21 protein-coding genes are annotated in these 24,720 nt (G+C 62.9%); 8 read left to right on the top strand and 13 right to left on the bottom strand.

What is annotated here, in order from left to right:
* Nucleotides 1–3: 3 nt before the first annotated feature.
* The 3 genes from XB14_RS04420 to XB14_RS04410 are packed head-to-tail and all read left to right on the top strand — an operon-like array spanning nucleotide 4 to nucleotide 3,600.
* Entirely contained in the window at nucleotides 4–939 is a 936-nt protein-coding gene (locus tag XB14_RS04420) for an alpha/beta fold hydrolase (protein ID WP_077961874.1), read from the top strand.
* 11 nt (nucleotides 940–950) lie between these two features.
* Entirely contained in the window at nucleotides 951–1,904 is a 954-nt protein-coding gene (locus XB14_RS04415; RefSeq protein WP_077961873.1) for a DMT family transporter, read from the top strand.
* A 49-nt stretch (nucleotides 1,905–1,953) separates the two neighbouring features.
* On the top strand, nucleotides 1,954–3,600 hold the full coding sequence (locus tag XB14_RS04410; protein WP_077960462.1) for a thiamine pyrophosphate-binding protein: 1,647 nt from the start codon (nucleotides 1,954–1,956) through the stop codon (nucleotides 3,598–3,600).
* A gap of 90 nt (nucleotides 3,601–3,690) precedes the next feature.
* Here the strand turns inward: XB14_RS04410 and XB14_RS04405 are convergent, their stop codons facing one another.
* From XB14_RS04405 to XB14_RS04390, 4 genes are all read right to left on the bottom strand, one after another.
* Nucleotides 3,691–4,500 (bottom strand): endo alpha-1,4 polygalactosaminidase, encoded by an 810-nt coding sequence (locus XB14_RS04405; protein WP_179119526.1) that lies wholly within the window; start codon nucleotides 4,498–4,500, stop codon nucleotides 3,691–3,693.
* 50 nt (nucleotides 4,501–4,550) lie between these two features.
* Nucleotides 4,551–4,904 carry a cupin domain-containing protein gene (locus XB14_RS04400; RefSeq protein WP_077960460.1) on the bottom strand — a complete coding sequence of 118 codons (354 nt, stop codon included), beginning with the start codon at nucleotides 4,902–4,904 and terminating at the stop codon, nucleotides 4,551–4,553.
* 65 nt (nucleotides 4,905–4,969) lie between these two features.
* The gene (locus tag XB14_RS04395) at nucleotides 4,970–5,308 is read right to left on the bottom strand and encodes a TIGR01244 family sulfur transferase (RefSeq protein WP_077960459.1); all 339 of its coding nucleotides are present in this window, start codon (nucleotides 5,306–5,308) and stop codon (nucleotides 4,970–4,972) included.
* Between the two features lie 92 nt (nucleotides 5,309–5,400).
* Nucleotides 5,401–6,243, bottom strand: coding sequence for a DUF4432 family protein (locus XB14_RS04390; RefSeq protein ID WP_419178575.1), 843 nt, complete (start codon nucleotides 6,241–6,243; stop codon nucleotides 5,401–5,403).
* A 167-nt stretch (nucleotides 6,244–6,410) separates the two neighbouring features.
* Here XB14_RS04390 and XB14_RS04385 point away from each other — a divergent pair, with 167 nt between their 5' ends.
* The 3 genes from XB14_RS04385 to XB14_RS04375 all read left to right on the top strand — a co-directional run bounded on the left by XB14_RS04385 (nucleotide 6,411) and on the right by XB14_RS04375 (nucleotide 11,091).
* Complete coding sequence (locus XB14_RS04385; RefSeq protein ID WP_077960457.1) at nucleotides 6,411–7,865, top strand: L,D-transpeptidase family protein; 1,455 nt, start codon at nucleotides 6,411–6,413, stop codon at nucleotides 7,863–7,865.
* A gap of 388 nt (nucleotides 7,866–8,253) precedes the next feature.
* Entirely contained in the window at nucleotides 8,254–9,543 is a 1,290-nt protein-coding gene (locus XB14_RS04380; RefSeq protein ID WP_077960456.1) for an NAD(P)/FAD-dependent oxidoreductase, read from the top strand.
* Nucleotides 9,544–10,560: 1,017 nt separating this feature from the next.
* Nucleotides 10,561–11,091 carry a dihydrofolate reductase family protein gene (locus XB14_RS04375; protein ID WP_077960455.1) on the top strand — a complete coding sequence of 177 codons (531 nt, stop codon included), beginning with the start codon at nucleotides 10,561–10,563 and terminating at the stop codon, nucleotides 11,089–11,091.
* Between the two features lie 184 nt (nucleotides 11,092–11,275).
* Here XB14_RS04375 and XB14_RS04370 read toward each other — a convergent pair whose 3' ends face one another.
* The 9 genes from XB14_RS04370 to XB14_RS04330 all read right to left on the bottom strand — a co-directional run bounded on the left by XB14_RS04370 (nucleotide 11,276) and on the right by XB14_RS04330 (nucleotide 22,252).
* Nucleotides 11,276–11,743, bottom strand: coding sequence for a GNAT family N-acetyltransferase (locus XB14_RS04370; protein WP_234803955.1), 468 nt, complete (start codon nucleotides 11,741–11,743; stop codon nucleotides 11,276–11,278).
* A 261-nt stretch (nucleotides 11,744–12,004) separates the two neighbouring features.
* Nucleotides 12,005–13,525 carry a globin-coupled sensor protein gene (locus XB14_RS04365; RefSeq protein ID WP_179119525.1) on the bottom strand — a complete coding sequence of 507 codons (1,521 nt, stop codon included), beginning with the start codon at nucleotides 13,523–13,525 and terminating at the stop codon, nucleotides 12,005–12,007.
* 269 nt (nucleotides 13,526–13,794) lie between these two features.
* Entirely contained in the window at nucleotides 13,795–14,514 is a 720-nt protein-coding gene (locus XB14_RS04360) for a ParA family protein (RefSeq protein ID WP_077960453.1), read from the bottom strand.
* Nucleotides 14,515–14,705: 191 nt separating this feature from the next.
* Nucleotides 14,706–15,452, bottom strand: a complete 747-nt coding sequence (locus XB14_RS04355; RefSeq protein WP_077960452.1) for a ParA family protein — start codon at nucleotides 15,450–15,452, stop codon at nucleotides 14,706–14,708.
* A 239-nt stretch (nucleotides 15,453–15,691) separates the two neighbouring features.
* The gene (locus XB14_RS04350) at nucleotides 15,692–16,837 is read right to left on the bottom strand and encodes an iron-containing alcohol dehydrogenase (RefSeq protein WP_077960451.1); all 1,146 of its coding nucleotides are present in this window, start codon (nucleotides 16,835–16,837) and stop codon (nucleotides 15,692–15,694) included.
* Nucleotides 16,834–18,219, bottom strand: a complete 1,386-nt coding sequence (locus tag XB14_RS04345; protein WP_077960450.1) for an aldehyde dehydrogenase family protein — start codon at nucleotides 18,217–18,219, stop codon at nucleotides 16,834–16,836. Before XB14_RS04345 ends, XB14_RS04350 begins: the two co-directional genes overlap by 4 nt.
* 83 nt (nucleotides 18,220–18,302) lie before the next feature.
* Nucleotides 18,303–19,667 (bottom strand): glutamine synthetase family protein, encoded by a 1,365-nt coding sequence (locus XB14_RS04340; RefSeq protein WP_143348225.1) that lies wholly within the window; start codon nucleotides 19,665–19,667, stop codon nucleotides 18,303–18,305.
* Nucleotides 19,668–19,817: 150 nt separating this feature from the next.
* Nucleotides 19,818–21,365 (bottom strand): amino acid permease, encoded by a 1,548-nt coding sequence (locus XB14_RS04335; RefSeq protein ID WP_077960448.1) that lies wholly within the window; start codon nucleotides 21,363–21,365, stop codon nucleotides 19,818–19,820.
* A gap of 113 nt (nucleotides 21,366–21,478) precedes the next feature.
* Nucleotides 21,479–22,252 (bottom strand): N-formylglutamate amidohydrolase, encoded by a 774-nt coding sequence (locus XB14_RS04330; protein WP_077961872.1) that lies wholly within the window; start codon nucleotides 22,250–22,252, stop codon nucleotides 21,479–21,481.
* 175 nt (nucleotides 22,253–22,427) lie between these two features.
* Here XB14_RS04330 and XB14_RS04325 point away from each other — a divergent pair, with 175 nt between their 5' ends.
* Together XB14_RS04325 and XB14_RS04320 are read left to right on the top strand one after the other, a co-directional pair.
* Nucleotides 22,428–23,306, top strand: coding sequence for a MurR/RpiR family transcriptional regulator (locus XB14_RS04325; protein WP_077960447.1), 879 nt, complete (start codon nucleotides 22,428–22,430; stop codon nucleotides 23,304–23,306).
* Between the two features lie 204 nt (nucleotides 23,307–23,510).
* A complete protein-coding gene (locus tag XB14_RS04320) occupies nucleotides 23,511–24,617 on the top strand; it encodes an ABC transporter substrate-binding protein (protein ID WP_077960446.1) in 1,107 nt (368 codons plus the stop codon).
* Nucleotides 24,618–24,720: the final 103 nt, after the last annotated feature.

Below are 24,720 nucleotides of genomic sequence, written 5' to 3'. Positions count from 1 at the left end.
AACGTGTTCGGGCAGGTGAAGACGCATCAGAGCCCGACCGGTGCCAGCTTGAGCTGGCGCCATTTCCCGGCGACCGCCGATGTCCGCGGCATTCTTCTCGTCAGCCATGGCCTTGCCGAGCATTCCGGCCGATACGCCCGCTTTGCCGAGACGATGGCCGCGCACGGCTTCCACGTCTATGCCCACGACCATCGCGGCCATGGCGCAACGCGCGCGTCCGACGCGCCGCTCGGCATGTTCTCGAACCGAGACGGCCTCGACAAGGTCTTTGCCGATATTCGCGCCGTGCGCGAGATCGCGACCACCAGCAATCCGGGGCTTCCGGTCATCCTTTTCGGCCATTCCATGGGCGGGCTGATCGCGCTCAACGCTGCCGAGGCCGATCCCGGTCTTTATGATGCGCTCGCGGTCTGGAACTCCAATTTCCGTCCCGGTCTAGCCGGCCGCGGCGGGCAACTGATCCTGAAGATCGAAAAGGCGCTCAAGGGCTCGGATGTGCCAAGCCCGCTATTGACCAAGCTCACTTTCGGCATGTGGGGCGGCGCAATCAAGGACCGCAAGACCGATCTCGACTGGCTGTCGCGCGACGATACGGAGGTCGCAAAATACGCGGCCGACCCGCTCTGCGGCTTCGACGCCACCGTCTCGCTCTGGCTCGATCTCTTCCGCCTGTCCTTTACCGGCGCCCGGCCCGACCGGCTGGCGCGGTTGCGGAAAGACCTGCCCATCCATCTCGTCGGCGGCAGCGCAGACCCTTCGACCGAGATGGGCAATGCCATCCGCTGGCTCGGCACGAAGATGAAGGCAGCCGGCCTGAGCGACGTCACCGTCACCGTCTATGACGGCATGCGCCACGAGACGCTGAACGAACTCGGCCGGGAACAGGCAACGGCAGATTTCGCCGCCTGGTGCGTGGCGGCCGTCGCAGGGCGGCGCTGACCGGAAATATCATGGCCGACATCTCCCTTCAAAAGATCGCCACGGACCATAACCGCATCTCCTTCGGGCTGACGCTGATGGTGATCTCGGTGCTCCTGTCGCCGCTGATCGACATCTTCGCCAAGCTCGCGATCGCGACCGTCCCGTCTGCCGAAATCACCGCCGTGCGCTTCCTGCTGCAGGTCGTTTTCATCCTGCCGATCGTGCTCTTCCGCGGCAGCCTGTTCGATCTCACCTGGAAGAAGACCGGGCTGCACGCGCTGCGCGGCGGGCTCCTGGTCGTAACGATGCTTTCCTTCATCACCACGCTGAAGGTGATGGAGGTTGCCGATGCGATCGCGATCTTCTTCGTCGAGCCGATCATCCTGACGATCCTCGGCAGCATCTTTTTGAAGGAGACGATCGGCTGGCGGCGCTACACCGCCTGCGGCGTCGGCTTCTTCGGCGCGCTGCTCGTGATCCAGCCAAGCATGCAGGAGGTCGGCTGGATTGCGCTTCTGCCCGTCGTCGCCGCCTTCGGCCTTGCCGTTTTCCTGCTCGTCACCCGCATGGTGGCGCAGAACGAAGATCCCTGGTCGATGCAGTTTCATGCCGGCATCTGGGGCGGACTCTTCTGCCTCGTGCTGCTCTATTTCGGCGAAGGTACCGGTTCCGGCATCTTCGATCCGGTCTGGCCGCAGGGCTATACCTGGTACTACCTGCTCGGCGTCGGCGTCACCGCCACCATATCCGGCGTGCTCGGCGTCTATGCCTATCGCGCCGCCCCGGCCTCGGTGCTGGCGCCGCTGCAATATCTCGAAATCGTCTCGGCGACGATCTTCGGCTGGCTCGTTTTCGGCGACCTGCCGGACGCACTCAAATGGCTCGGCATCGCCATCATCATCGGCTCCGGCCTCTACATCATCTGGCGCGAGCGCCGCGTTCACAAGGACACCAGCGTCGCTCCGGTGTCGCCAGCCATCTGATGACAAAAGCCATCTGATAACAAAAGAAAGACCATTGGGAGGAGATACTATGAAAACTGGAGGTCAGCTCATCGTCGACGCGCTCGTCGCCAACGGGGTGAAGCGCATCGCCTGCGTGCCGGGAGAAAGCTACCTGGCCGTGCTCGACGCGCTCTACGACACCGACATCGACGTACTCGTCTGCCGCCAGGAAGGCGGTGCGGCGATGATGGCCGACGCCTGGGGGCGCCTCACCGGCGAGCCCGGCATCTGCATGGTGACCCGCGGTCCGGGTGCCACCAACGCTTCGGCCGGTCTCCATGTCGCAAGGCAGGATTCGATCCCGATGATCCTCTTCATCGGCCAGGTGCAGAGCGATGCACGCGAGCGCGAAGCCTTCCAGGAGATCGAATACCGCCGCGCCTTCACCGAAGTCGCCAAGTGGGTGGGCGAGATCGACGATCCCGCCCGCATCCCGGAATTCGTCACCCGCGCCTTTGCCGTCGCCACCTCCGGGCGGCCCGGCCCGGTGGTGCTCACCCTGCCCGAGGACATGCTGACCCGCAGCGCCGAGGCGCCCGCGGCAAAACCCTACCAGCCGGTCGAAGGCCATCCGGGCCCGGCGCAGATCAAGCGGCTCGAAGAGATGCTGAGCAACGCCAAGCGCCCGATCGCCGTCCTCGGCGGCACTCGCTGGACAGCGGAAAGCGTTGCTGAATTCCAGCGCTTCGCCGAACGCTGGAAGCTGCCGGTCGGCTGCTCCTTCCGTCGCCAGATGCTGTTTGATCACCTGCACCCGATGTACGCCGGCGATGTCGGCATCGGCATCAACCCCGCTCTGGCAAAAGAGATCAAGGAGGCGGATCTCGTCCTGCTTCTCGGCGGCCGTTTCTCCGAAATGCCGTCGTCCGGCTACACGCTGATGGACAGCCCCTACCCGCGCCAGACACTGGTACATGTGCACCCTGATAGTTCCGAGCTTGGCCGCGTCTACCGGCCGGAACTGGCGATCGCGGCCAGCCCGAGCGACTTCGTCGCCGCCCTCGAAGGCCTTGCGCCTTCGGGCGAGCCGGCCTGGTCTGCGCGCACGGAGACCATGCACGCCGCCTATCTCAAATGGTCGACCCCGCCCGAAACCGGCCCGGGTGCCGTGCAGATGGGCCCGATCATGAACTGGATCGAAGCGAGCGTGCCGGAGGATACGATCTTCACCAACGGTGCCGGCAACTACGCCACCTGGGTGCATCGCTTCCACCGCTTCCGCCGCTTTGCCACGCAAGCTGCCCCGGCTTCAGGCTCCATGGGCTACGGCCTGCCGGCAGCCGTTGCCGCCAAGCAGCTACATCCGGATCGCGAGGTCATCTGCTTTGCCGGTGACGGCTGTTTCCTGATGCACGGTCAGGAATTCGCCACCGCCGCGCGCTACCGCCTGCCGATCATTACCGTCGTCGTCAACAACGGCATCTACGGCACGATCCGCATGCACCAGGAGCGTGATTATCCCGGCCGCGTCAGCGCCACCGACCTCACCAATCCGGACTTCGCAGCCCTTGCCCGCGCCTATGGCGGCCACGGCGAGACGGTCGAGAAGACGGAGGAGTTCGCCGATGCCTTCCTCAGGGCGCGCGCCAGCGGCAAGCCGGCGATCATCGAGATCAAGCTCGACCCGGAGGCGATCACGCCGACGCGCACGCTAAGCGAGATCAGGGCCGGCTAATCGCCTCCAGTGTGACAGCGATTGCGACCGCCGTGGAAAACAGCGGTCGCCCCAGACGGAAAGCCGTTTCGCAATTTTCCTCGAATTGCTCTAGCACGCCCTGTAGACGTATCCCGATGTGCCTGCTGGAACGACATCCCTGTCGCGATAGATGACCGAAATCCTCGTGCCCTGCGCCTGGCATGCAGTGTTGAAATAACTCACCGGATCGACCGCATTGCCGATGGGGTCCCTATCGTTGTCACCGTACTCGATCTCATAGACCTGGTTGCCATAGGCCTTGGAATAGACCTGGCATTCGGACCACACCTGGCATTCCTCGGCGATCGCAAAATCGAATCCGATTTGCGCAGCGCCGATCTCTGCCAATTCGGCGGCATTCTTCTGGCCGATGGCGAGATCGGCTTTGTGCGCCCGTTGAACAAGCAGCTCAGCGAACGCAAGGTTTGCGGCCGGAGTGAGCACGCCCTTCGACCGCACCCAGGAGTCGAGATTGTCAGGCTCTATCGCCTTGAACCCGTCCGAAGCGCATTTGTCGATCCACGGCCCAACGACATCCATGAGAGCCGCACGCTTCGCGGTCGTGGATATGTCCAGGATGTGTTCGTCCGGCCAATTCGGGTCGACCACATACTTTCCATCCTTCTTGACCAGGAGATCGGGATGGTTCTTGCGCCACCACACGGCATCGCCAGGTTGGGTCTGGAAGGCATTTACATAGCAGATGTTGTATTTGCCCGCCGCGGGCTCTTCCAAACGGTCGCGAACGACGATAGCCACATCGGCCGCCGGTGTGTAGGCGCCGCCAAGTTGATAGTCGAGCCGCCCGTTCGCCGGCGGCTTGCTGAACGCTCGGGCCGGCGCGTTGTGACCGATGGCGACGCTCACGATCGGTGCCACGAGCAACAATGCTCCAAGGCGAGCAAAATCCCTGTACCGCAGAGCTTGCATCAGCCTTCCAGCCACTCGGTCGAAAACGCGCCGGCCTCATGCAGGTCGATCGTCTCCAGCCGGCCGGGTCCGAGATTCTCGAACTTGTGCGGCACATTGGCCGGCGCCACGACGATCTGGCCGGCCTCGGCATCGATGGTGCGATCGCCGACGGTGAAGCGGGCGCGGCCGACGCGCACGATGAAGGTTTCGGGATAGGGATGGCGGTGCAGTTTCGGCCCGTAGCCGATCTCGTCGGTGGAAACGAAGATCACCGAGAGGCCTGCGCCAAAGGCGCCGCCTTCGAATTCACCCTTCCACGCGTCGGGCTCATCCGCCCATTGCTCGCGCGAAATGAGATGCGCTTCGGTCATGCCGGTCCTCCACGGTCAGATGGAACGATACGGCCGAGCGCGAGGGCTTGGATTCGCTTTAGGGCTCAGCCGCGGATATGCTGGGTCTGCTGGTAGACGGCGGTCGAGCGGGCGCCGGAGCGGCAGTAGCCGAGCATCGGCCGCTGGAACTCGTCGAGCGCGTCGACCATGCTGGTCACTGCGTCTGCCGTCACGCCCATCGGGCCGACGGGGATGTGCTTGGTTTCGATGCCGAGTTCTTCGGCGCGCGCGGCAATCGAATCAAAGGTCGGCTGGTCCGGCGCCTCGAAATCCGGGCGGTGGCAGACGATGGACTTGAAGCCGAGTGCCTTGATCTGGTCGAGATCCTCGACCGTGATCTGGCCGGTGACCGAATATTCGTCGTTGATCTGGCGGATGTCCATGGTCGTCTTCCTTGAGGCAAATTTCTCGGCCTCTGATGTAGGCGCAGCCTCATCTCCCGTCAATTCAAAAGCCGCATCGTCAAGGTGCAGGATCAGACGACCGAGAAGGCGATGGCATAACTCTGCGCCTCACCCGGTGAAAGCGGCACAAGCTCTCCCGCCGCCGCCAGCTCCGGTCGCTTGGCAATGCGGTGCGAGACCGGCTCGATGCTGATCACGTCGGCCTCGCCGCGCTGGCAGCGCCACATCTGCAGGAAGGGCAGCGTATCGGCTCGGAACCGCACCTTCAGACTTCGTCCGCCGAGACCGGCAAGGTCCGCAAGCGTGACCTCCGACCAGCCGTCGGCACCAATGGCCGCCGGCAGGCAGAAATGCGCGCTCTCGCCCTCGCCGAAGCGCCAGGCGCTCACCCCACCCGCAAGCGACGCGCTGACGATGCGGGTGCCGGGCCCGAGCAACCGACCGCCGACATTGAGGTGATACATCATCATGGGCGGAAAGGCGGATGTCCCTGAATTGACGACGCGGTCCTCGAGCACCACTTCGCGTCGCGCGGCATCGATCCGCCAGCGCCGCTCGACCCGCGCCTGCCCGCCCCCCGCAAGCGCAACCTCGATCGTCGCCGTGCACTCGACCCCGTCGCCTGCCATCTCCGTGTGGCTGACGGCGGTCCCGGCAAGCGACCCATGCAGCGGATAGCGCGCGCCGTCCGCCCCGCCCTCGATCGGTTCCGGATGACGAATATGCTCGGGGCCACAGGTGAAGAGAAAACCGGCGAGCGCCCGGTCGATCCTGGGATCGCCATCCGACGGAATTGCAGCACCCGGCGACAGGTCGATCGCGTCGACGACGAAGGCGGCGATATCGAGCGCCGAGAGCCGGTCGAACAGCACATGATTCTCTCGGGCGTCCTGAGGTTCTTCGAGCGTTTTCAGCATGTCTTCTTCCTCAAATCGGCCGCAGAATCACTGCAATCACAAAGACATGATAACTGAGGAGAGACGCAATTCAGCGGTTGAAGCCCGGGAATGCACCGCCTAGATAGAATTTAACTGCTTGTTCATGATGAATTCATTTTTTTCACATTAACGTCGAATTCGAAATGTACCGCGCCACATTCACTACAATGAAAACAGGTTCTCTCGTGACGTCAGCGACCCGCACAGGCCTCTCGCTCCTCGCCGCAGCCGGCTTTCTTGCCGTGGATTTGACGGCTGCCTTCGCACAGGACTATCGCGGCTACAATCGCTATGGCGACGATGTCATGCTGGTCACGCCCGATGGCGAAATCCTGGACTATGTGCCCCGCTCCGACGAAGTGCAGACCATGCGCGACAGCCGCGGCCGCACGCTTCTGATCGACAGCTGGGGCAATGTGGTCGCAACCGTGGTGCCCAACAATCGCGGCCATCAACGCGACTACGGTGGCAACCGTCAGGCCGACTATGGCGGCTACCGCCGCCAGGGCGATGTCGACATCTATTCGAACCGGCGCTCCCGCGACACAGAGCGCGGCTATGGCTATTCCGAGCCCGGCGACGTCACCGGCTCCATTCCCGACTACCGCGACGTCGTTCCGCCGTCGGCCGACGGCAACGAACTGCCGAACAGCCTGCCGGGCCTGATCGACGGCACACAAGAAGCCTCCATCGATCCGAACGACGGCAACCCGATGCGCCAGTCGATGCCGCCGGCGATCTCGGTCAAGTCGAAGTCGCGCGCCGAAATCACAGCGCTGCAGGTCTTCCTCGACCGCGAGGGCTTCTCGCCCGGCGTCATCGACGGCAAGATGGGCTCGAACGTCACCAAGGCGATCGAAGCCTGGCAGCAGGCGACCGGCGAAACGCTCGACCCCAACAACACCGAGGACATTCTCGAGCGGTTGCGCATGAGCGGTGGCATGCCGATCACCAGCTACACGATCACGGCTGCCGACGCCGCCGGCCCCTATGTCGCCTCGATCCCCGAGGATTATGCGCACAAGGCGATGCTGCCGCACATGTCCTTCACCTCGACGACGGAAATGCTCGGCGAGAAGTTCCACATGGACGAAGCGTATCTCCGCGAGCTGAACCCGGGTGTCGACTTCACCATCCCTGGCACGATCATCAAGGTCATCAACCCCGGCGCCAACAAGACCGGCAAGGTCGCCCGCATCCTCGCCGACAAGGCGCGCAAGCAGGTGCTTGCCTATGACGACGCCGGCAAGCTGATTGCCGCCTATCCGGCAACGATCGGCTCGTCCGACACGCCGTCTCCGTCAGGCACCGTCAACGTCGAGCGCATCGCGCTCAATCCGGGCTACACCTACAACCCGAAGATCAACTTCAAGCAGGGCAACAACGACAAGATCCTGACGCTGCAGCCCGGCCCGAACGGTCCTGTCGGCACCGTCTGGATCGCGCTTTCGAAGCCCACCTACGGCATCCACGGCACGCCCGAACCGTCGAAGATCGGCAAGACCCAGAGCCATGGCTGCGTGCGCCTGACCAACTGGGACGCGACCGAGCTCGCCAAGATGGTGAGCACCGGCGTCACGGTCGAGTTCGTCGACTAATCGGGCCCGCCTCGCCTGTTAACCGAAACGTTGTTTTTTTGGCATTTTTTGCGCGATTTCCCCCAATTGGGTGAGTGACTTCGCGCCTGCAGCATAGATGATGGGGGTGCCTGATCGACCATCCACGACGGGCACCCGATGTTAAATGTCTTTGCGCCGGCGCCCGTCGTTCGGCAAAACCTTTTCAGACCTATCCATTTGCAAAGACCGCAGCTGCCGACGACCCAGCTGCGGTTCTTTTTTCGTGCGCCCGCGCCGCTCCTTTCCATGCCCGCCTTCCATCATGACTTCATGAAACATTGTCATGAGAATTTTCCGGACAATCGGCTATCACCGGATATCTTGGCGACAATGGCCGGCACGCGGCCGCACTTGAAGGATGGCCTGAATGGCGACGGAGCGCACCCTGCCCAACCTCTGGCATGCGACGGCACCGGCCGCCCCTGAGACCCGGCCGCTTGCCCGCGACCTGACGACCGATGTCGCGATCATCGGCGGCGGCTTCACCGGTCTCTCGGCAGCGCTTCACCTCGCCGAAAAGGGTGTGAAGGCAACGGTCATCGAGGCCAGGATGATCGGCTTTGGCGGCTCCGGCCGCAATGTCGGCCTCGTCAACGCCGGCATGTGGGTGAAGCCCGACGACCTGATCTCGACGCTCGGCCCCGATGCCGGAAACCGGCTGCTGACCGAACTCGGCGATGGCCCGTCGATGGTCTATGCGCTGGTCGCAAAACACGGGATGCCTTGTGAGGCGGTGCGCAACGGCACGCTGCACATGGCCGTCGGCAGCGAAGGCGTTACCGAAATCAGGGACCGCGAAGCGCAGTGGCAAAAGCGCGGCGCCCCGGTCGAGGCACTCTCGGCCGAGCGGGCACACGCACTGACCGGCGCCGAAGGATTTTCGGGCGCCCTGCTCGATCGCCGCGCCGGCACCATCCAGCCGCTCGCCTATGCCCGCGGGCTTGCCCGCGCTGCCCTTGACGCCGGTGCGGAGATCTATACCGACACGCCGCTGACAGGCGCCGAACGCCAGGGCGACAGCTGGGTGCTGAAGGCGGGCAATGGCGTGGTGCGCGCAAGACATGTGATCCTTGCCACCAATGCCTATGGCGGCCTCTTTGCCGAGAGCCCCTGGCAGGCGCATACGCAGGAACTGACGATCCTGCCCTACTTCCAGTTCGCCACCAATCCGCTGCCGGACGCCGTTGCCGCCCGCATCCTGCCGGAGCGCCAGGGCACCTGGGACACCGGCCTCGTCATGACGTCCTTCCGCATGGATCAGCAGAACCGGCTGATCTTCGGCTCGATCGGAAGGCTCGACGCGTTGGCCGAAGGCACGCACCGCGCCTTTGCTGCCCGCTCGCTGCGCAAGCTATTCCCCTTCCTCAGTGATTTCCGCTTCGAATACTGGTGGGACGGCCGCATCGGCATGACCACCAACAACCTGCCGGCCATGCACACGCTCGCCCCCAACGTCGTCTCCGTCAGCGGCTACAACGGCCGCGGCATCGCACCGGGCACCGTCTTCGGCCGCGCACTTGCCAACCACGTCACCGGCGAAACCTCGGCGATCCCGCTTGCCGAGACCCCCGTAACGCCGGACACCTGGCGCAATGTGAAGTCGGCCTTCTACCACGCAGGCGCCCAGGCCAAGCACTTCATCGACCGGCGGTTTTGAGCGCGCCGAGCTGCACCGCTCACATCGAACCGATTCAGTGCGTCACCATCCGTTTCATGTGGCAAGAACACGCCGCGACTCTTTTAGACCAGTCGGTGATGCTTCATAACAAGGGGCGGATGAAGGCGCAGGCCGAGCGGTCCGAAGGCACGAGAAGAATTTCTGAGATTGAGGCGGTACGTGGGGGCATTGTCGGGGGTCGAAAGGATGGGCACCGTGATCATCGCGAGCGCGAGCGCCATTGGTTCCAACATTCTGACTGTCATATTGAGCTTCTTAGGGCTTGCTGCTTGGAGCGACTCCGCATTTCGCGGCTGTCCAGAGGCAGTGAAATGCCGTGACGCGGAAGACGTCATTTGGGCGGTGGCCGGCGCAGCACCCGCGAGCCTAGTGGTCGCCATTTTGAGCAGTTGGCTGGTCTTTCGAACAATCCGCCGAAGATCTCGACAGTAAATGTCCGCACTCAGCGCAGGAAGCCTCGCACCGTCATCTCTGACCCGAGGCGTCATCTCTAAAACTACAGTGCGATCTCGCGCCGCTGCGCGGTAATCCGAGCCCGCACTCACCTGCACCTGTCCCGATGTGCGGAAGGCCCTAAAGCCGCAAGGCGATGCGCTCTTCCTTGCCGGCCAGCGCCTGGCTGGCGGCATTGGCCTGTTCGACCATCGCGGCGTTCTGTTGGTGATCTGGCCATCTGGGTGATCGCGGTGTCGACCTCCTGAGGACATCGACACCGGGGACCTGCGCCACCTGATGTGGGACATCGCGTTCCCAGACAACTGGTACGACCAGCACCAGGAAAAGGCCGTCACGAAGCGCAGAAGGCCGACAGTCGCAGTAGCGCAGCCAGCCCTCTTCTGCCGGCCATGGCGACCGTTGAAGGTCCGCGCACGGTCGTGACGTCGATGTCGAAGCCCAAAAACCGCTTGTGATTTAAGATCAGTCGACTTAGCCTGAACCGCTTGCACCTCGCAAGCCCCCCCGTGCGAACGGGCCATTCGAGACAAGGAACTGGCCATGGCTAAGCTCGTGTTCGGAATGAACCAGTCGCTGGACGGCTACGTCGATCACATGGAGTTTGCGCCAAGCCCCACGCTCTTCCGCCACTTCATCAAGGAGGCCGAACAGCAGGCGGGCAGCCTGTACGGTCGCCGTATTTACGAGATCATGCGCTACTGGGACGACGAGCATTCGGAATGGGATGCGGACAGACGCGCCTTCGCGACGGCGTGGCGGAAGCAGCCGAAATGGGTCGTTTCGCGCTCCTTGACATCCGTCGGACCCAATGCGCGGCTCGTCGATCGTGATCTCGGCGACGCAGTGCGCAAGCTGAAGGCCGAGCACGACGGCGAGATCGAAGTGGCTGGCCCCGTTCTGGCACACAGCCTCACCGAACTCGGCTTGATCGACGAGTACCGGATCTACCTGCACCCGGTCGTGCTGGGTCGCGGCAACCCCTACTTCGCCGGCCCCCGACCACCGCTGCGCCTGATCGCACATGATCGGATCGGCGAGGACGTGGTGCGGCTTGTCTACGTTCCTGCTTAACTTGCTCGTCTGCCAGCCCGAGTAAGCAGAAACGCCCCGGATCATCCCTGACCAGAGGCGTCGTCTCGATCAGAAGGCGCGTTCACGCCGCAGCGCGAACCCGTCCGCTCAGTTGCAATCTTGCCTTTCAAGCCAGATGTGCGCTCCGCGAAACGACTTCGGCGAGTTGGCACTCCCTTTGCCCTCACGCGGAGCGTCTCCAGCGGTATGACCAACCGTCGACCCTCTCGCCGGTCGCCTTCAGCAACAAGGCGCCAGGCAGAAACTGGCCACGCACAAGGCCAATCTTTTCGAGAACGCGGCAGCTGGCCTCATGTGCTGCCACGCATACGGTATGAACCTCGGATAGGCGTGACTGCTGTTTGACCCAGTGCATGACCGCCAGACCAGCTTCCGTCGCCAGCCCCTGTCCCCAATAGGCCGGACCGATGCCATAATGAATTTCCGCGCCGTCCCCATCCAGAAACATCAGGAAGAGGCCTATCGGCCGCTGGTCGCTGCGGTCGATGATGCTCCAGATAAATCGGTCGCCATCCGTCCAGTTGTTTTCTCCCCACACATGGATGACCGCCTCGGTGCTGGTTTGTGTGGGATGGGCGCCACGCGGCAAAAATCGTGCTGCCACGCTGTTGCCTGTGTATTCCGCAAACACGGACGCTGCGTGTTCAGAGCGGGCAGCACGCAGGAGAAGGCGGCTTGTCGTCAGTTCAACGGGTGGCGTGTTTGGCACTTTAGGTGTCCGGGCGAAGCAGAACGCGCGGACATCTTAAGTCTATCCGGGCAAGGAGCAAAAGCCATCATCGATCGGCTCCCCGCAGGAAGTCCCTCGCCTCGAGGTGAACGCGGCCAGCAAACTAAAAGCGCCCCGGATCATCGCTGACCCGAGGCGTCATCTCTCGAACAGAAGGCGCGATTACGCCGCCGCGCGATAACCAGATCCGATGCTCACCTGCACCTGCCCCGACGTCCGGAAGGCGCGCAGACGCGTGGCGATGTGTTCGGCCTCTCCGGTCAGCGCCTGGCTTGCGGCATTGGCCTGTTCGACCATCGCGGCGTTCTGCTGGGTGATCTGGTCCATCTGGGTGATGGCGGTGTTGACCTCCTGCAGGCCGGTTGCCTGTTCAGCGGTGCTGGCGCGGATGGCGCCGAACACGGAGCTGACCTCGACGACCTGCGCCACGATCTGCTGCAGCGACTGCGCCACCTGGTTGACCGAGTTGACACCGTCGTCAACCTGGCCGCGCGACTTGGCGATCAGGCCCTGGATGTCCTTGGCCGCTTCGGCGCAGCGCTGCGCCAGCGCCCGGACCTCGGAGGCGACGACCGCAAAGCCCCTGCCCGCCTCGCCGGCGCGCGCCGCCTCGATGCCGGCGTTGAGCGCCAGAAGGTTGGTCTGGAAGGCGATCTCGTCGATGACGTCGACGATGCGGGCGATGCTCGCAGACGAGGTCTGGATCTCCTGCATCACCTCGATTGCGTGGCTGACGATTTCGCCGCTCTGTTCGGCATTGGCGCGGGCGGCAATCACCGTCGAATTCGCCTGGTTGGCGCCTTCGGCCGTCTGCTTGACGGTGCGCGTCACCTGCTCGACGGCGGCCGCCGTTTCTTCGAGGTTCGCCGCCTGCCGTTCCGTGCGCCGGGCCAGATCATCGGCCGCAGCAGCGATCTCCTTGGCGCTCGTGTGGATCTGGCTGGCGCCCGCCTCGATGCCGCCGATCGCGCGCGAAAGCTCGCCGATCGCATGATTGAAGTTCTCGCCAAGCTCCTGATAGGCGGCGGGCAGATCCGCGCCGATGCGCGCCGTCAGGTCGCCGTCGGCGATCTTCTTCAGCGCCGCCCCAAAGGTCTTGCTGATCAGCGCGCGTTCGGCGGCCAGCACTTCCTCCTGCACGGCGCGCTGCTTGGTCACGTCGGAGGCGTCCATGTAGACGGAGATCGACAGGTCCATGTCGAGGAAGACGCCCTTGATCAGGCTCGACAGCATCGCCGCCATGTCCTCGGCCGAGGTACCCCTGCGCGAGAACAGGCCGGCCTTCGGCCAGTGCGCCTGGACGATCTCGGTAATCAGATGCTCGGCGATCAGCGCATAGCCGCCGATATACCACCGCGGCTCCAGACCGATGCGCGCATGCACCAGGCCGATGGTGCGCACCTTGGCGCTGTAGTCCTCGTTGAAATTGGCGTCGACGATGTTGGCCCAGTGGCCAACCTGCGCGCCCTTGGCGCGGTCGATATGAGCGTCGGAGGAGAAGAAGCGCTTGGTCTCGGGCGTCGTCTTGACCTTGACATAGAACTTGTCGAGCGCGGGTTTAAGTTCCTTTTCCAGGATCGGCTTCAGCGCCTTGAGGCTGGTTCTGGCGGCGTCATCGAGGGCCATGAAATTCAGACGACCGGCAACGTCTTGCGTACCGGCAGCGGCGTGTTCCGTTTTCATGCGCGAACTTCCCTGCATGCTCATTTCTGGATCATGGAGACAGGATCGAAGGCACTGAAGCGTCTGAGATCATCGCCGCAATCATGGCGGCCGGTTACCCCCAATGCGTCGACCGCAGGGGCAAGCTGTATCCAAGGCCACAGATAGAAGCGCAGGGTAAAGGAAGCCTTACGCGCGACAGCTATTTCGCGAGGCCTGAGATACAACTCAACCGGAACTGACGAACATCAATTCCGGTTGATACGCAATAAACGGTTGGGGTTGAGGGATCAGGCGGCGTTGCGCGAGGCCCAGGACGGCATGCGCGCAGCCCAGGAGCGGCGCGTCTTGACCGGCATCAGCGCCAGCACTTCGTTGGCGAGGGCGTTTGCGTTCTCGCGCGCCTTGTCGAGGTTGCTGACGCGGTTCGGATCCATCGTCTGCAGCGTGCCGCCAAGATCGAAGATCTCGCGATAGGCCGCACGCTCGACGATCGGCGTGTCGAGCACCGAGACGCCACGCTCGGCGAGCATCGCCTTGATCGTCTGCAGCGCGCGCGTGGTGACGAGCGAATTGACGCGGGTGAGCACGACCGAATGGTTGATGCGGTGGCCCGAACGATCCTGGATATGCCGGATCAGTTCAAGAATCTGCGCGGCACCCTTCGCATCCATGGCACAGCCCTGGACCGGGATAAGCACGTGGTCGGAGATGGCAAGCGCAAGTGCTACGATCTGGTCCTTGGCACCCGCGAGATCGATGACGATGTAATCCGCCTCGTCCTTCGCCTCGCGGATATGACATTCGAGCGAGCCGGGCGTGATGTGCGAAATGACGGTGAGATTGGCGATGTGGCCGGACGCTTCGGCCCAGCTGGTGATCCAGCGCTGCGGATCGGCATCGAGGACGACCACCCGGTGCCCCTGCCTCGCCAGCTCCGTCGACAGGATCAGCGCCGCGGTCGTCTTGCCCGCGCCACCCTTTGCATTGGCGAAAGTGATGACCGCCATGATATTCCCCATTCTCTGCATGTTCGGCGCGAACCGGACGGCCGCAGCCGGTGGTTCGCTTCTTAACGAAACCTTACAGAAGATGGTTAACGAAATGGTAACGCGGGCACGTCAATCCTGACAGTCGAACCCTGCAGCATCGCCGGGAGCCGCATCACGGCGGCGCCAGAAGACCCGATAGAGCAACGATTTCAGGCGCGCACGACAGCCGGGTCCGCTGTCCGCCGCGTGCGGTAGCACATGGACGAAAACGGCCCGTGTCGCGCCGCCTCGCCCGGCGGATTGAGCAATCGAAGCACATCGTCTGCCAATGCGCGGGCATTGGCCTGCGCCCTCGCCAGGTTGCTGACACGCGCAGCATCGAGCGAATAAAGCGTGTCGCCCTGTTCGAATAGTTCACGAAACGCGGTGCGCTCCACGAGCGGGGTCTCGACGAGCCGGATCCGGCTCTCTGCGAGCGACAGCTTGACGCTGCGCATGGCGCGCGTCGTTACGATCGGGTTGACGCGGGTCAGCAGCACCGCGTGATTGATGTCGGCGCGCGCATTGTTCTCGATATGGCGGATCAGGTCCAGAACCTGGATGGCGCCACGCGCATCCATGGCGCAGCCCTGCACCGGGATCAGCGTCAGGTCGGAAAGACCGATCGCCAGCGCCACGAGCACATCGGCAGCCCCGGACAGGTCGATGACCACATGCTCGACCTGGCCGCGCAGCCTTCTCAGATGATCACTCAGCGTGGTGGTCGTTATGCCCGAGAACACGAAAAGATTGCCGTCATGGCGGCCGTGGCGAAACCAGTCGGTCATGCAGGCGAGAGGATCGCAATCAAGCACCGCAACGCGGTCACCGCGCCGTGCGAATTCGCAGGCAAGCAGCAAGGCTGCCGTTGTCTTGCCGGCTCCCCCCTTCGCATTCGCGAGGGAAACAATCGCCATCGGTCGACCCTAACTCAACGCGGGCCCGGCTTTTCGCGGGGCCGATACATACGCACACTCTAATGCAAGCGTTCCAGACCGCGGTAAACAAAGCGTAAAGAAAACGCTCCGCGAGCCCGAAACGTGACAGTTAGACGACAATTAGGTGACAGATCGCCTGCAATGGCAAGTCGTAATTTCGGATTACCTAAACCAAGGGCCGACGCCTTCACCCAGATGGCAAAGGCGTCGGAAATCGCTCAGATGCACTCGCGGAAGAGCTTCCTGGCCGCGTCGAGCGTCAGCTCGACCGGGTTGCCGCCGGCGGTCGGGTCGACGATCGCCATTTCCGACATTTCATCGATCCGGTCCGTGCCAACGCCGAGCGCCGACAGCTTGTCCGGCACGCCCAGTTCCTCGCGCAGCTTCAGCACGTAGTCGTAGAAGCCGTCGAAGCCGCCTGGTATGCCGAGATAGGCGGCCGCGCGCACGATCTTCTCCTCGATCGCCGGGCGGTTGAAGCGCAGCACCGGCGGCATCACCACGGCATTGGTCATGCCGTGGTGGGTGTTGTAGATCGCTCCAACAGGATGCGACAGCGAGTGGATTGCGCCAAGGCCCTTCTGGAAGGCGACGGCGCCCATGGCGGCAGCACTCATCATGTTGGCCCGGGCCTCGATATCGGTGCCGTCCTTGTAGGCGCGCGGCAGGTATTCCTTCACCAGACGCATGCCTTCGAGCGCGATACCGGCAGACATCGGGTGGTAGAAGGGCGAGGAATAGGCTTCCAGGCAATGCGCAAAGGCGTCCATGCCGGTGCCTGCGGTGATTACCTTCGGCATGCCGACCGTCAGTTCCGGGTCGCAGATCGTGACTGCCGGCAGGAACTTCGGGTGGAAGATCACCTTCTTCACGTGGCTGGCCGAATTGGTGATGACGCTGGCGCGGCCGACTTCCGAGCCGGTGCCGGCAGTCGTTGGCACGGCGACGATCGGGGCAATGCCCTCGACGCTCGCGCGGGTCCACCAGTCGCCGATGTCCTCGAAGTCCCAGACAGGCCGCGTCTGCCCGGCCATGAAGGCCACGCACTTGCCGAGGTCGAGGCCAGAGCCGCCGCCGAAGGCGACGACGCCGTCATGGCCTCCATCCTTGAACGCCTTCACGCCGGCGGCGAGATTGATGTCGTTCGGGTTCGGATCGACGTCGGCAAAGATCGCGCGGCCGAGGCCGGCGACCTCGAGGATATCGAGCGCATTTTGCGTAATCGCCATCGGCGCGAGGCCCCGATCGGTAATCAGCAGCGGCTTCTTCATGCCGACCGCCTTGCAATGGTCGGCAAGCTCCTTGATCCGGCCGGCACCGAACTTGATGGACGTCGGATAGCTCCAGTTGGCGGTGATGGTCATGCGGTGACTTTCTTCAGATGGTAGGATTTCGGACGGGTAAGGTTCTGGAAGCCGATGACCGAGAGCGAGCCGCCACGGCCGGTTTCCTTGACGCCGGTCCAGCAAAGCGCCGGATCGAGATAGTCGGCGCGGTTCATGAACACGGTGCCTGTCTCGATGTCGGCGCCGATGCGCGCGGCGCGTTCGGCATCCTTGGTCCACAGCGACGCTGTCAGGCCATACTGGCTGTCGTTCATCAGCTCGATCGCCTGGCTGTCGCTCTTCACCTTCATGATGCCGACGGCAGGACCAAAGGTTTCTTCCCGCATGAAGGCCATGGAGTGGTCGACATTGGTAAGGATCTGCGGCGCGAGATAGGCGCCGCTGTCGTCGGCAGGGAACAGCTTCGGATCGACCAGCGCCTTGGCGCCCTTGGAAACGGCATCGGCGATCTGCTCGCGCACGGTCGCGGCAAAGCGCTTGTTGGCCATCGGGCCGAGCGTCGTTTCCGGATCGAGCGGGTTGCCGAGCTTGTAGTTGGAGACCCAGGCGACCGATTTTTCGACGAAGGCGTCATAGAGCTTTTCATGCACGTAGATGCGCTCGATGCCGCAGCAGCACTGACCGGAATTGTAGGTGGCGCCATCCATCAGCGTATCGACGGCTGCATCGAGGTCCGCGTCTTCCATGACGTAGCCCGGATCCTTGCCGCCGAGTTCGAGGCCAAGCCCGGTGAAGGTGCCGGCGGCAGCCCGCTCGATGGAGCGCCCGCCTTCGACCGAACCGGTGAAGTTGACGAAGTCGAAGCTCTTGGCCGCAATCAGCGCGGCCGTCGTTTCGTGGTCGAGGAAGATGTTCTGGAAGACGTCGGCGGGAACGCCGGCCTCGACGAAGGCGCGCACCATGCGCTCGCCGACGAGGATCGTCTGGCTCGCATGCTTGATGATCACCGTGTTGCCGGCCATCAGCGCCGGTGCGACCGTGTTGATCGCGGTCATATAGGGATAGTTCCACGGCGCCACGACGAAGACGACGCCATGCGGCTCGCGCGCGATGCGGCGTTCGAAGCGGTCGCTTTCCTCGATCACCAGCGGTTTCAGCGCATCGGCAGCGATCGTCGCGACATAGTTCGAGCGCTCGTTGAAGCCCTTGAACTCGCCGCCGTAGCGCACCGGCCGGCCCATCTGCCAGGCAAGCTCCGGCACCACTTCGTCGACCATCTCGTTGAGACGGGCGACACCGGCCAGAACCAGATTGACGCGCTCGTCGAGCGGACGACGCGCCCAGGCCTTCTGTGCCTGGCGGGCGCGGGAAACCACCTGCTTTGCCATGTCCAGCGGCATCGCCGGGCGTTCTGCATAGACCTCGCCGTTCACGGGCGAAATGCACTTGATCATGCTCATGATCGTCTTCCTGCTTTCATTGCGAATGATGCGATGGCCGCTCCGGTCAGGAACGGCCACCTTTGTGAGTGAATATGTGCCGGTCAGGCCCGTTCGAAGCCGCGCGCGACCTCCCAGTCGGTGACGCGGCGGTCGTATTCTTCCTGCTCCCAGCGCCCGGCCCGTGCATAGTGCTCGATGACCTCGTCGCCAAACGCTTCGCGCAGCATCTTCGATTCGCTGAGCGCCGCCGTGGCATCGCGCAGCGTGCGCGGGATCTCGCGCACATCCTTGCCGCCATAGGCGTCGCCGACAAAAGGCGCTTCCAGCTCCATCTTGTTCTCGATACCGGAAATGCCGGCGGCGATCAAAGCGGCGAAAGCGAGATAGGGATTGAGATCGGAGCCGCCGACGCGGCACTCGATGCGGATCGCCTTGGTGTCTTCGCCACAAAGACGATAGCCGGCGGTTCGGTTGTCCTTGCTCCAGACAGCCTTGGTCGGTGCGAAGGTTCCGGCCATGAAACGCTTGTAGGAGTTGATGTAGGGCGCCAGGAAATAGGTGATCTCGCTCGCGTGGTTGAGCAGCCCGGCCACATAGTGGCGCATCATCTCGGACATGCCGTATTTGCCGCTCTCGTCGTAGAACTTCGACGACTTGCCGTCGGCGCTCCAGAGCGACTGGTGGATATGGGACGACGAACCGGCGGCCGCATAGTTCCACTTGGCGAGGAAGGTGATGGCCTTGCCGCGCGACCAGGCGATTTCCTTGCAGCCGTTCTTGATGATCGCATGCCGGTCGGCCATCGTCAGCGCGTCAGCATAACGCACGTTGATCTCTTCCTGGCCGGCCGACGCCTCGCCCTTCGAATTCTCGACCGGAATGTCGGCGCCCTGCAGGCCGTTGCGGATCGCCCGCATCACATCCTCTTCCTTGGTGGTCTGGAAGATGTGGTAGTCCTCGTTGTAGCCGCTGACGAGTTGCAGGTCGCGATAGCCGGACTGGCGGGCATCGTCATAGGACTGGTCGAACAGGAAGAATTCGAGCTCGCTCGCCATGTAGGCCTTCAGGCCCATCTTCTCGAGCCGCGCCACCTGCTTCTTCAGGATCGCGCGCGGCGAATGCGGCACTTCTTCATGGGTGTGGTGGTCGAGCATGTCGCAGAGCACGAGTGCGGTGCCTTCCAGCCAGGGAATGCGACGAAGCGTCGAAAGGTCGGGCTTCATCGTATAGTCGCCGTAGCCCTTCTCCCAGCTCGTCGCCTTGTAGCCGGGCACGGTCTCCATCTCCATGTCGGTCGCAAGCAGGTAATTGCAGCTATGCGTTTCCTTCCAGGCACCATCGACGAAGAACTGCGCATGGAAGCGCTTGCCCATCAGCCGGCCCTGCATGTCCACCTGGCAGGCGAGAACCGTGTCGATGCGACCGGCGGCGACGTCTTCCTTCAACTCATCAAACGTATAGCTCATCAACATCCATCCCATGTTTGGTCACGCGGCCGTTCCCTTGGGTCACGATTTTTCTGGGCCGCGTGAACGTGATCCGTTCAGGTAACCGGTAAAGCTCCGGCAAAAGAAAAGGCGGAAGTCGCGGTCGCGCTCCCGCCTTTTTGTCGTTGATCAGATCTGGCCGACGGCCTTTTCTGCAGCGGCGATTTCTGCCTGGCGGCGTGCCACTTCGTCACCGATCGGCGGGCCGCGGAAGCGGCGGCTCTCGAAGCCGAACCAGACAGCGCCGGTCAGCACCAGGAAGCCCACGGTGATGTAGAGCGCCCAGTCGTTCGGCGGCTGCACGCCGAGGATGAAGATCAGCACCATGGCGACGATCGAGAGCACGGCGAAGAGCTTGAACATGCTCTCGCCGAGGTTCCACGGACCCATCTTGTCCCACTTCGAGGTTCCCCAGGCGAAGAGGCCGAGCGTGATCGGGATCGCGAAGGAGAAGAACAGGAAGATGACGGTGCACGACACGACGATGGTGTAGACCGGCGTCTCGCCGATCGAAACCAGCGACGAGCCCCAGACGAACAGCACCGAGAGGATCGAGCCCACCCAGATCGCGGCAACCGGCGTGCGGTAGGTCGGGCTGACCTTGGCGAGCGCCTTGGAGGCCGGCAGGCCGCCGTCACGCGAAAACGCGAAGATCATGCGCGACACCGAGGTCACCGTCGCCAGGCCGCACAGCCACTGGCTGACGAGGATAGCGAGATAGAGAATGTCCTTGATGATGGGGTGCACCTGCGCATCCATCGACCAGAAGAACACGTTCCAGCCCTGCTTGGCGGCTTCGTCCATGTTCGGGATCATCAGCACGAACGAGCACAGCATGATGTAGCCGAAGAGAGCCGACCAGAGCACCGACGAAACCATGCCGCGCGGCACGGAATGGGCGGCTTTCACCGTTTCTTCCGAGGTATGCGCCGAGGCGTCGTAGCCGGTGATGGTGTAGATCGGCAGGAGCAGGCCGAGCAGGAAGACCCAGGTGCCCGAGGTCTGCGGCCACACATTGCCGCCGGCTTCACCGGAATAGTTGGAGAAGGTGAAGAGCCGCGCAAAGTCGTAGCTGTCGGCTGCGACCAGGCAGACGAGTGCGAGCAGGATCGACGTCGCGAAGATCAGGTAACCGGAAAAGTCCGTGAGCCTGGCGGTCAGCCCGATGCCCATATGGTTCACGAGCGCCTGGCCGCCGGTGATGATCGCGAGGAAGATGATCCGCGTCAGCGTCGTATCCGCAAGGCCGAAATACGGCGTGCCGAACGAGCCCATGAAGAAGTAGTAGGTGCCGACGTTGATCGCGCCGAGAACGGTGACGAGACCGAGCAGGTTGAACCAGGCTGTCAGCCAGCCGGTGAAGCGGTTGCCGAGGATCGAACCCCAGTGATAGAGGCCACCCGCCGTCGGATAGGCCGAGCTGATCTGTGCCATGGCGACGGCGAAAACCAGGGAGATGAAGCAGCCAAGCGGCCAACCGATGCCGATCGCGGCGCCCCCTGCGCCGGCAGTGGCCTGGGCGAGCGAGTTGATGCCGCCCGAAAGAATGCAGATGATCGAGAACGACACCGCGAAGTTCGAGAACTGGCTCATGCGCCGCTCGAGCTCCTGGGCATAGCCCATCGAGTGCAGGACGCTCATGTCCTGCTTTTTGTCTGAATCACTGTAGTCCGACATTTTTCTTCCCCTGATTTCTTCAGACCACACCGCCCCATTGCGGCAGGGTCCCATCAACCACCTGCCCCGGCTGGCCGGAACAGGACCGCGGCAACGCCGCTCCCCAGGGTCTTTTATTGTGCTGAAACAGCCGCAGCGCCTTTGCGCAGCAGCCCTTCCAGGTAATCGGCCATGACCCTTTGGCCGATGTCATTGCGAATGAGATCGTTGCGGATCTCGATCATCACATTCGGCAGTCCGTTGTGGACGCCATATTCGATCAGGCTATGAGTAACGCCGTCGGCCGGCCCATAGGGCTCGTTGCGACGGATATCGTAGGCAACCTGTCCCTTGGTGGCGGTCGCGAGCATATGGTCGGCAAGCCGGCTGTCCGCATCGTGCAGCACGCCGACTTCGACGGCGCGCGGCTTGCCGAAATAGACGGGCGTGAAACTGTGCATCGTCACCAGAACCGGCGGGCGGCCTGCGGCCTTGCGCTCGGAAACGAAGCGGGCGACCGCATCATGGAACGGCCGGTAGATCTCGTCGACCCGCGCCTGGCGCTCGTCGGACGACATCGTCCGGTTTCCCGGGATCTCATAGACCTCGCTGACGGCGGGCATTGCCGCATCCGCTTCCGGCGGACGGTTGCAGTCGTAGGCAAGGCGGGAGAAGCGCTGGTAGATCAGTGTGCCATCGAGCTTGGCGGCAAGGAGCCTGGCAACGGCAAGCGCGCCCGGATCCCAGGCGATATGGCTCTCAAGCGCCTGTTCGGTAAGGCCGAGCGTACCCAGTCGTTCCGGTACCCGGCGTGAGGCATGCTCGCAGACGAGCACGATATCGCCCTTCCCTACGGCGTTCTCGATCGCAACGGGATCGCCATCTGCTTCGGTCAAAAGTCGCGTCAACACCGGCATCCCCTCTTGCCCCGTTAGACGTTCGTTAATGAAAAGAATTCTTCAGAGAATGATGAGTGTCAATCAAAATCTGAAACGATCTCTTCAAAATTGCGATTGACTCCAATTGTGACAGCGATGTTTAATCTGTCACAAACCGGCTCTAGATCGGTTCAGGGGAGACAATTTGAGCAGCAAGGCGACATCCACCACGGTGTCGGACGTGATCACTGCCCACTTCACCGCGCTGACCCGCGCAGAGAAGCAACTGGCGGAGACACTTCTCGACAATTATCCCGTTTCGGGACTCGGCTCGATCACCACGGTCGCCGAGAACGCCGGCGTTTCGACCCCGACCGTCGCCCGCATGGTGCAGAAACTCGGTTTCCGCGGTTTCCCGGATTTCCAGGCGCGCCTGCACCAAGAGCTGGAAGCGACGATCTCCAACCCGATCACCAAGCACGACCGCTGGGCCGCCAACGCGCCGGGCACCCATACGCTCAACCGTTTTGCCGATGCGATCACCAGCAACCTGCGCGAGACGCTGACCCAGATCGAGCCGCAGGACTTCGACGAGGCGGCCGCCCTCATCGCCGACCGCAAGCGCAGCGTCTATCTGCTTGGCGGCCGCATTACCCGCTCGCTCGCCGACTATCTCTTCACCCACCTCCAGGTCATTCGGCCAGGCGTTACCGAAATCGCCACCAATGCCAGCGCGTGGCCGCACTACGTGCTCGACATGCGCCAGGGCGACGTGCTGATTCTCTTCGACATTCGCCGCTACGAGCAGGAGATGGTGACGCTTGCCAAATCCGCCCGCGAGCGCGGCGTCGAGATCGTGCTGTTTACCGACCGCTGGACCTCGCCGGTCGCCAAGTCCGCCTCACGCGTGTTCCGTTCGCAGATCGAGGTGCCGTCGGCCTGGGACAGTTCGGTGGTGATCCTGTTCCTGGTCGAGGCGCTGATCGAGGCTGTGCAGAGTTCGAACTGGGACGAAACCCGGGATCGGATGAAGACGCTCGAAGGCCTTTTCGATTCCACTCGCATCTTTCGCAAACCGGTCTAGGAGAATTCGCCGACACGTTCACAGGATTTCATGCAGTTGTGCGACAGTGGCCCGCCGAACCCAAAAAAGAAATGTTCTTACAACGACATAAGCGGCGCGAACGGATAAACCCCTGTCACATTACTTTCATCGCATCTCTTTAACAGCTTCGCCGAAATCGACTGAAACCCCACGAATTTGACTAAACCCATAAGGAGAACTCCAGTGATTTCAAAAACCCAACGCCTGCTTTCGCTCTCCACCGCCATTTTCCTGGCAACGACGGCAATCGCCGCTGCCGAACCGAGCGCCGAACTCATCGAAGCCGCGAAGAAGGAAGGCATGCTGACGACCGTCGCCCTGCCCCATGACTGGTGCGGCTATGGCGACGTCATCGCCGCCTTCAAGGCCAAGTATCCGGAAATCCAGGTCAACGAACTGAACCCGGATGCCGGCTCGGCCGACGAAGTCGAAGCCGTCAAGGCGAACAAGGACAACAAGGGCCCGCAGGCTCCTGACGTCGTCGACGTCGGCCTCTCCTTCGGCCCGTCCATGAAGGCCGAAGGCCTGCTACAGCCCTACAAGGTTTCGACCTGGGACGAGATCCCGGACAACCTGAAGGACCCGGAAGGCTTCTGGTACGGCGACTATTACGGCGTGATGTCGTTCCTGGTGAACAAGGACCTCGTCCAGAACGCGCCGAAGAGCTGGGAGGACCTCCTGAAGCCGGAATATGCCGGACAGGTCGCCCTTGCCGGTGACCCGCGCGCCTCGAACCAGGCGATCCTCGGCGTTCTCGCCGCTGGCCTCGCCAAGGGTGCAAAGGCCGGCAAGGAAGCCGGTGAAGCGGGCCTCGGCTACTTCGCGGAGCTCAACAAGGCCGGCAACTTCGTTCCGGTTATCGGCAAGTCCGGCACGCTCGCGCAGGGCTCGACCCCGATCGTCGTTGCCTGGGACTACAACGCCCTCGGCTGGGCAAAGACGCTCAACGGCAACCCGCCGACCGAAGTCGTCGTTCCGGCAGGCGAAGTTCTCGCCGGCGTCTACGTTCAGGGCATCTCGGCCTATGCGCCGCACCCGAACGCTGCCAAGCTGTGGATGGAGCACCTCTATTCGGATGAAGGTCAGCTCGGCTGGCTCAAGGGCTTCTGCCACCCGGTACGCTTCAACGCCATGGTCAAGGCCGGCAAGGTTCCGCAGGACCTGATCGACGCCCTGCCGCCGGCAGCCGCCTACGAAAAGGCCTACTTCCCGACGAACGAAGAAGTCGAAGCCAACAAGGCTGCCGTCACCGGCGGCTGGGACTCCGTCGTCGGCGCGAACGTCCAGTAAGCCTTTCCACAGTCCTGTCGCCCCGACCGGTTTTCCGGTCGGGGCGCATAGGTTATTCGTAAGAAATTCAAGTCTTTGGAGCGAGATCTGGGAGCCATGCGCT

Origin of the sequence: Ensifer adhaerens (genome assembly GCF_002007205.1) — a bacterium.
Taxonomy (GTDB): domain Bacteria; phylum Pseudomonadota; class Alphaproteobacteria; order Rhizobiales; family Rhizobiaceae; genus Ensifer; species Ensifer adhaerens_D.
Note: the sequence above shows the minus strand (reverse complement) of the source record. Positions and strands in the feature narration are given on the sequence as shown.

Bases quoted from the DNA above. Each gene is read 5' to 3' on its own strand.
- XB14_RS04385 (WP_077960457.1), top strand. From the start codon at position 6,411: ATGTACCGCGCCACATTCACTACAATGAAAACAGGTTCTCTCGTGACG.
- XB14_RS04415 (WP_077961873.1), top strand. From the start codon at position 951: ATGGCCGACATCTCCCTTCAAAAGATCGCCACGGACCATAACCGCATC.
- XB14_RS04395 (WP_077960459.1), bottom strand. From the start codon at position 5,308: ATGGACATCCGCCAGATCAACGACGAATATTCGGTCACCGGCCAGATC.
- XB14_RS04345 (WP_077960450.1), bottom strand. From the start codon at position 18,219: ATGAGCATGATCAAGTGCATTTCGCCCGTGAACGGCGAGGTCTATGCA.
- XB14_RS04380 (WP_077960456.1), top strand. From the start codon at position 8,254: ATGGCGACGGAGCGCACCCTGCCCAACCTCTGGCATGCGACGGCACCG.
- XB14_RS04335 (WP_077960448.1), bottom strand. From the start codon at position 21,365: ATGTCGGACTACAGTGATTCAGACAAAAAGCAGGACATGAGCGTCCTG.
- XB14_RS04360 (WP_077960453.1), bottom strand. From the start codon at position 14,514: ATGGCGGTCATCACTTTCGCCAATGCAAAGGGTGGCGCGGGCAAGACG.
- XB14_RS04355 (WP_077960452.1), bottom strand. From the start codon at position 15,452: ATGGCGATTGTTTCCCTCGCGAATGCGAAGGGGGGAGCCGGCAAGACA.
- XB14_RS04340 (WP_143348225.1), bottom strand. From the start codon at position 19,667: ATGAGCTATACGTTTGATGAGTTGAAGGAAGACGTCGCCGCCGGTCGC.
- XB14_RS04350 (WP_077960451.1), bottom strand. From the start codon at position 16,837: ATGACCATCACCGCCAACTGGAGCTATCCGACGTCCATCAAGTTCGGT.
- XB14_RS04410 (WP_077960462.1), top strand. From the start codon at position 1,954: ATGAAAACTGGAGGTCAGCTCATCGTCGACGCGCTCGTCGCCAACGGG.
- XB14_RS04365 (WP_179119525.1), bottom strand. From the start codon at position 13,525: ATGAAAACGGAACACGCCGCTGCCGGTACGCAAGACGTTGCCGGTCGT.
- XB14_RS04375 (WP_077960455.1), top strand. From the start codon at position 10,561: ATGGCTAAGCTCGTGTTCGGAATGAACCAGTCGCTGGACGGCTACGTC.
- XB14_RS04400 (WP_077960460.1), bottom strand. From the start codon at position 4,904: ATGACCGAAGCGCATCTCATTTCGCGCGAGCAATGGGCGGATGAGCCC.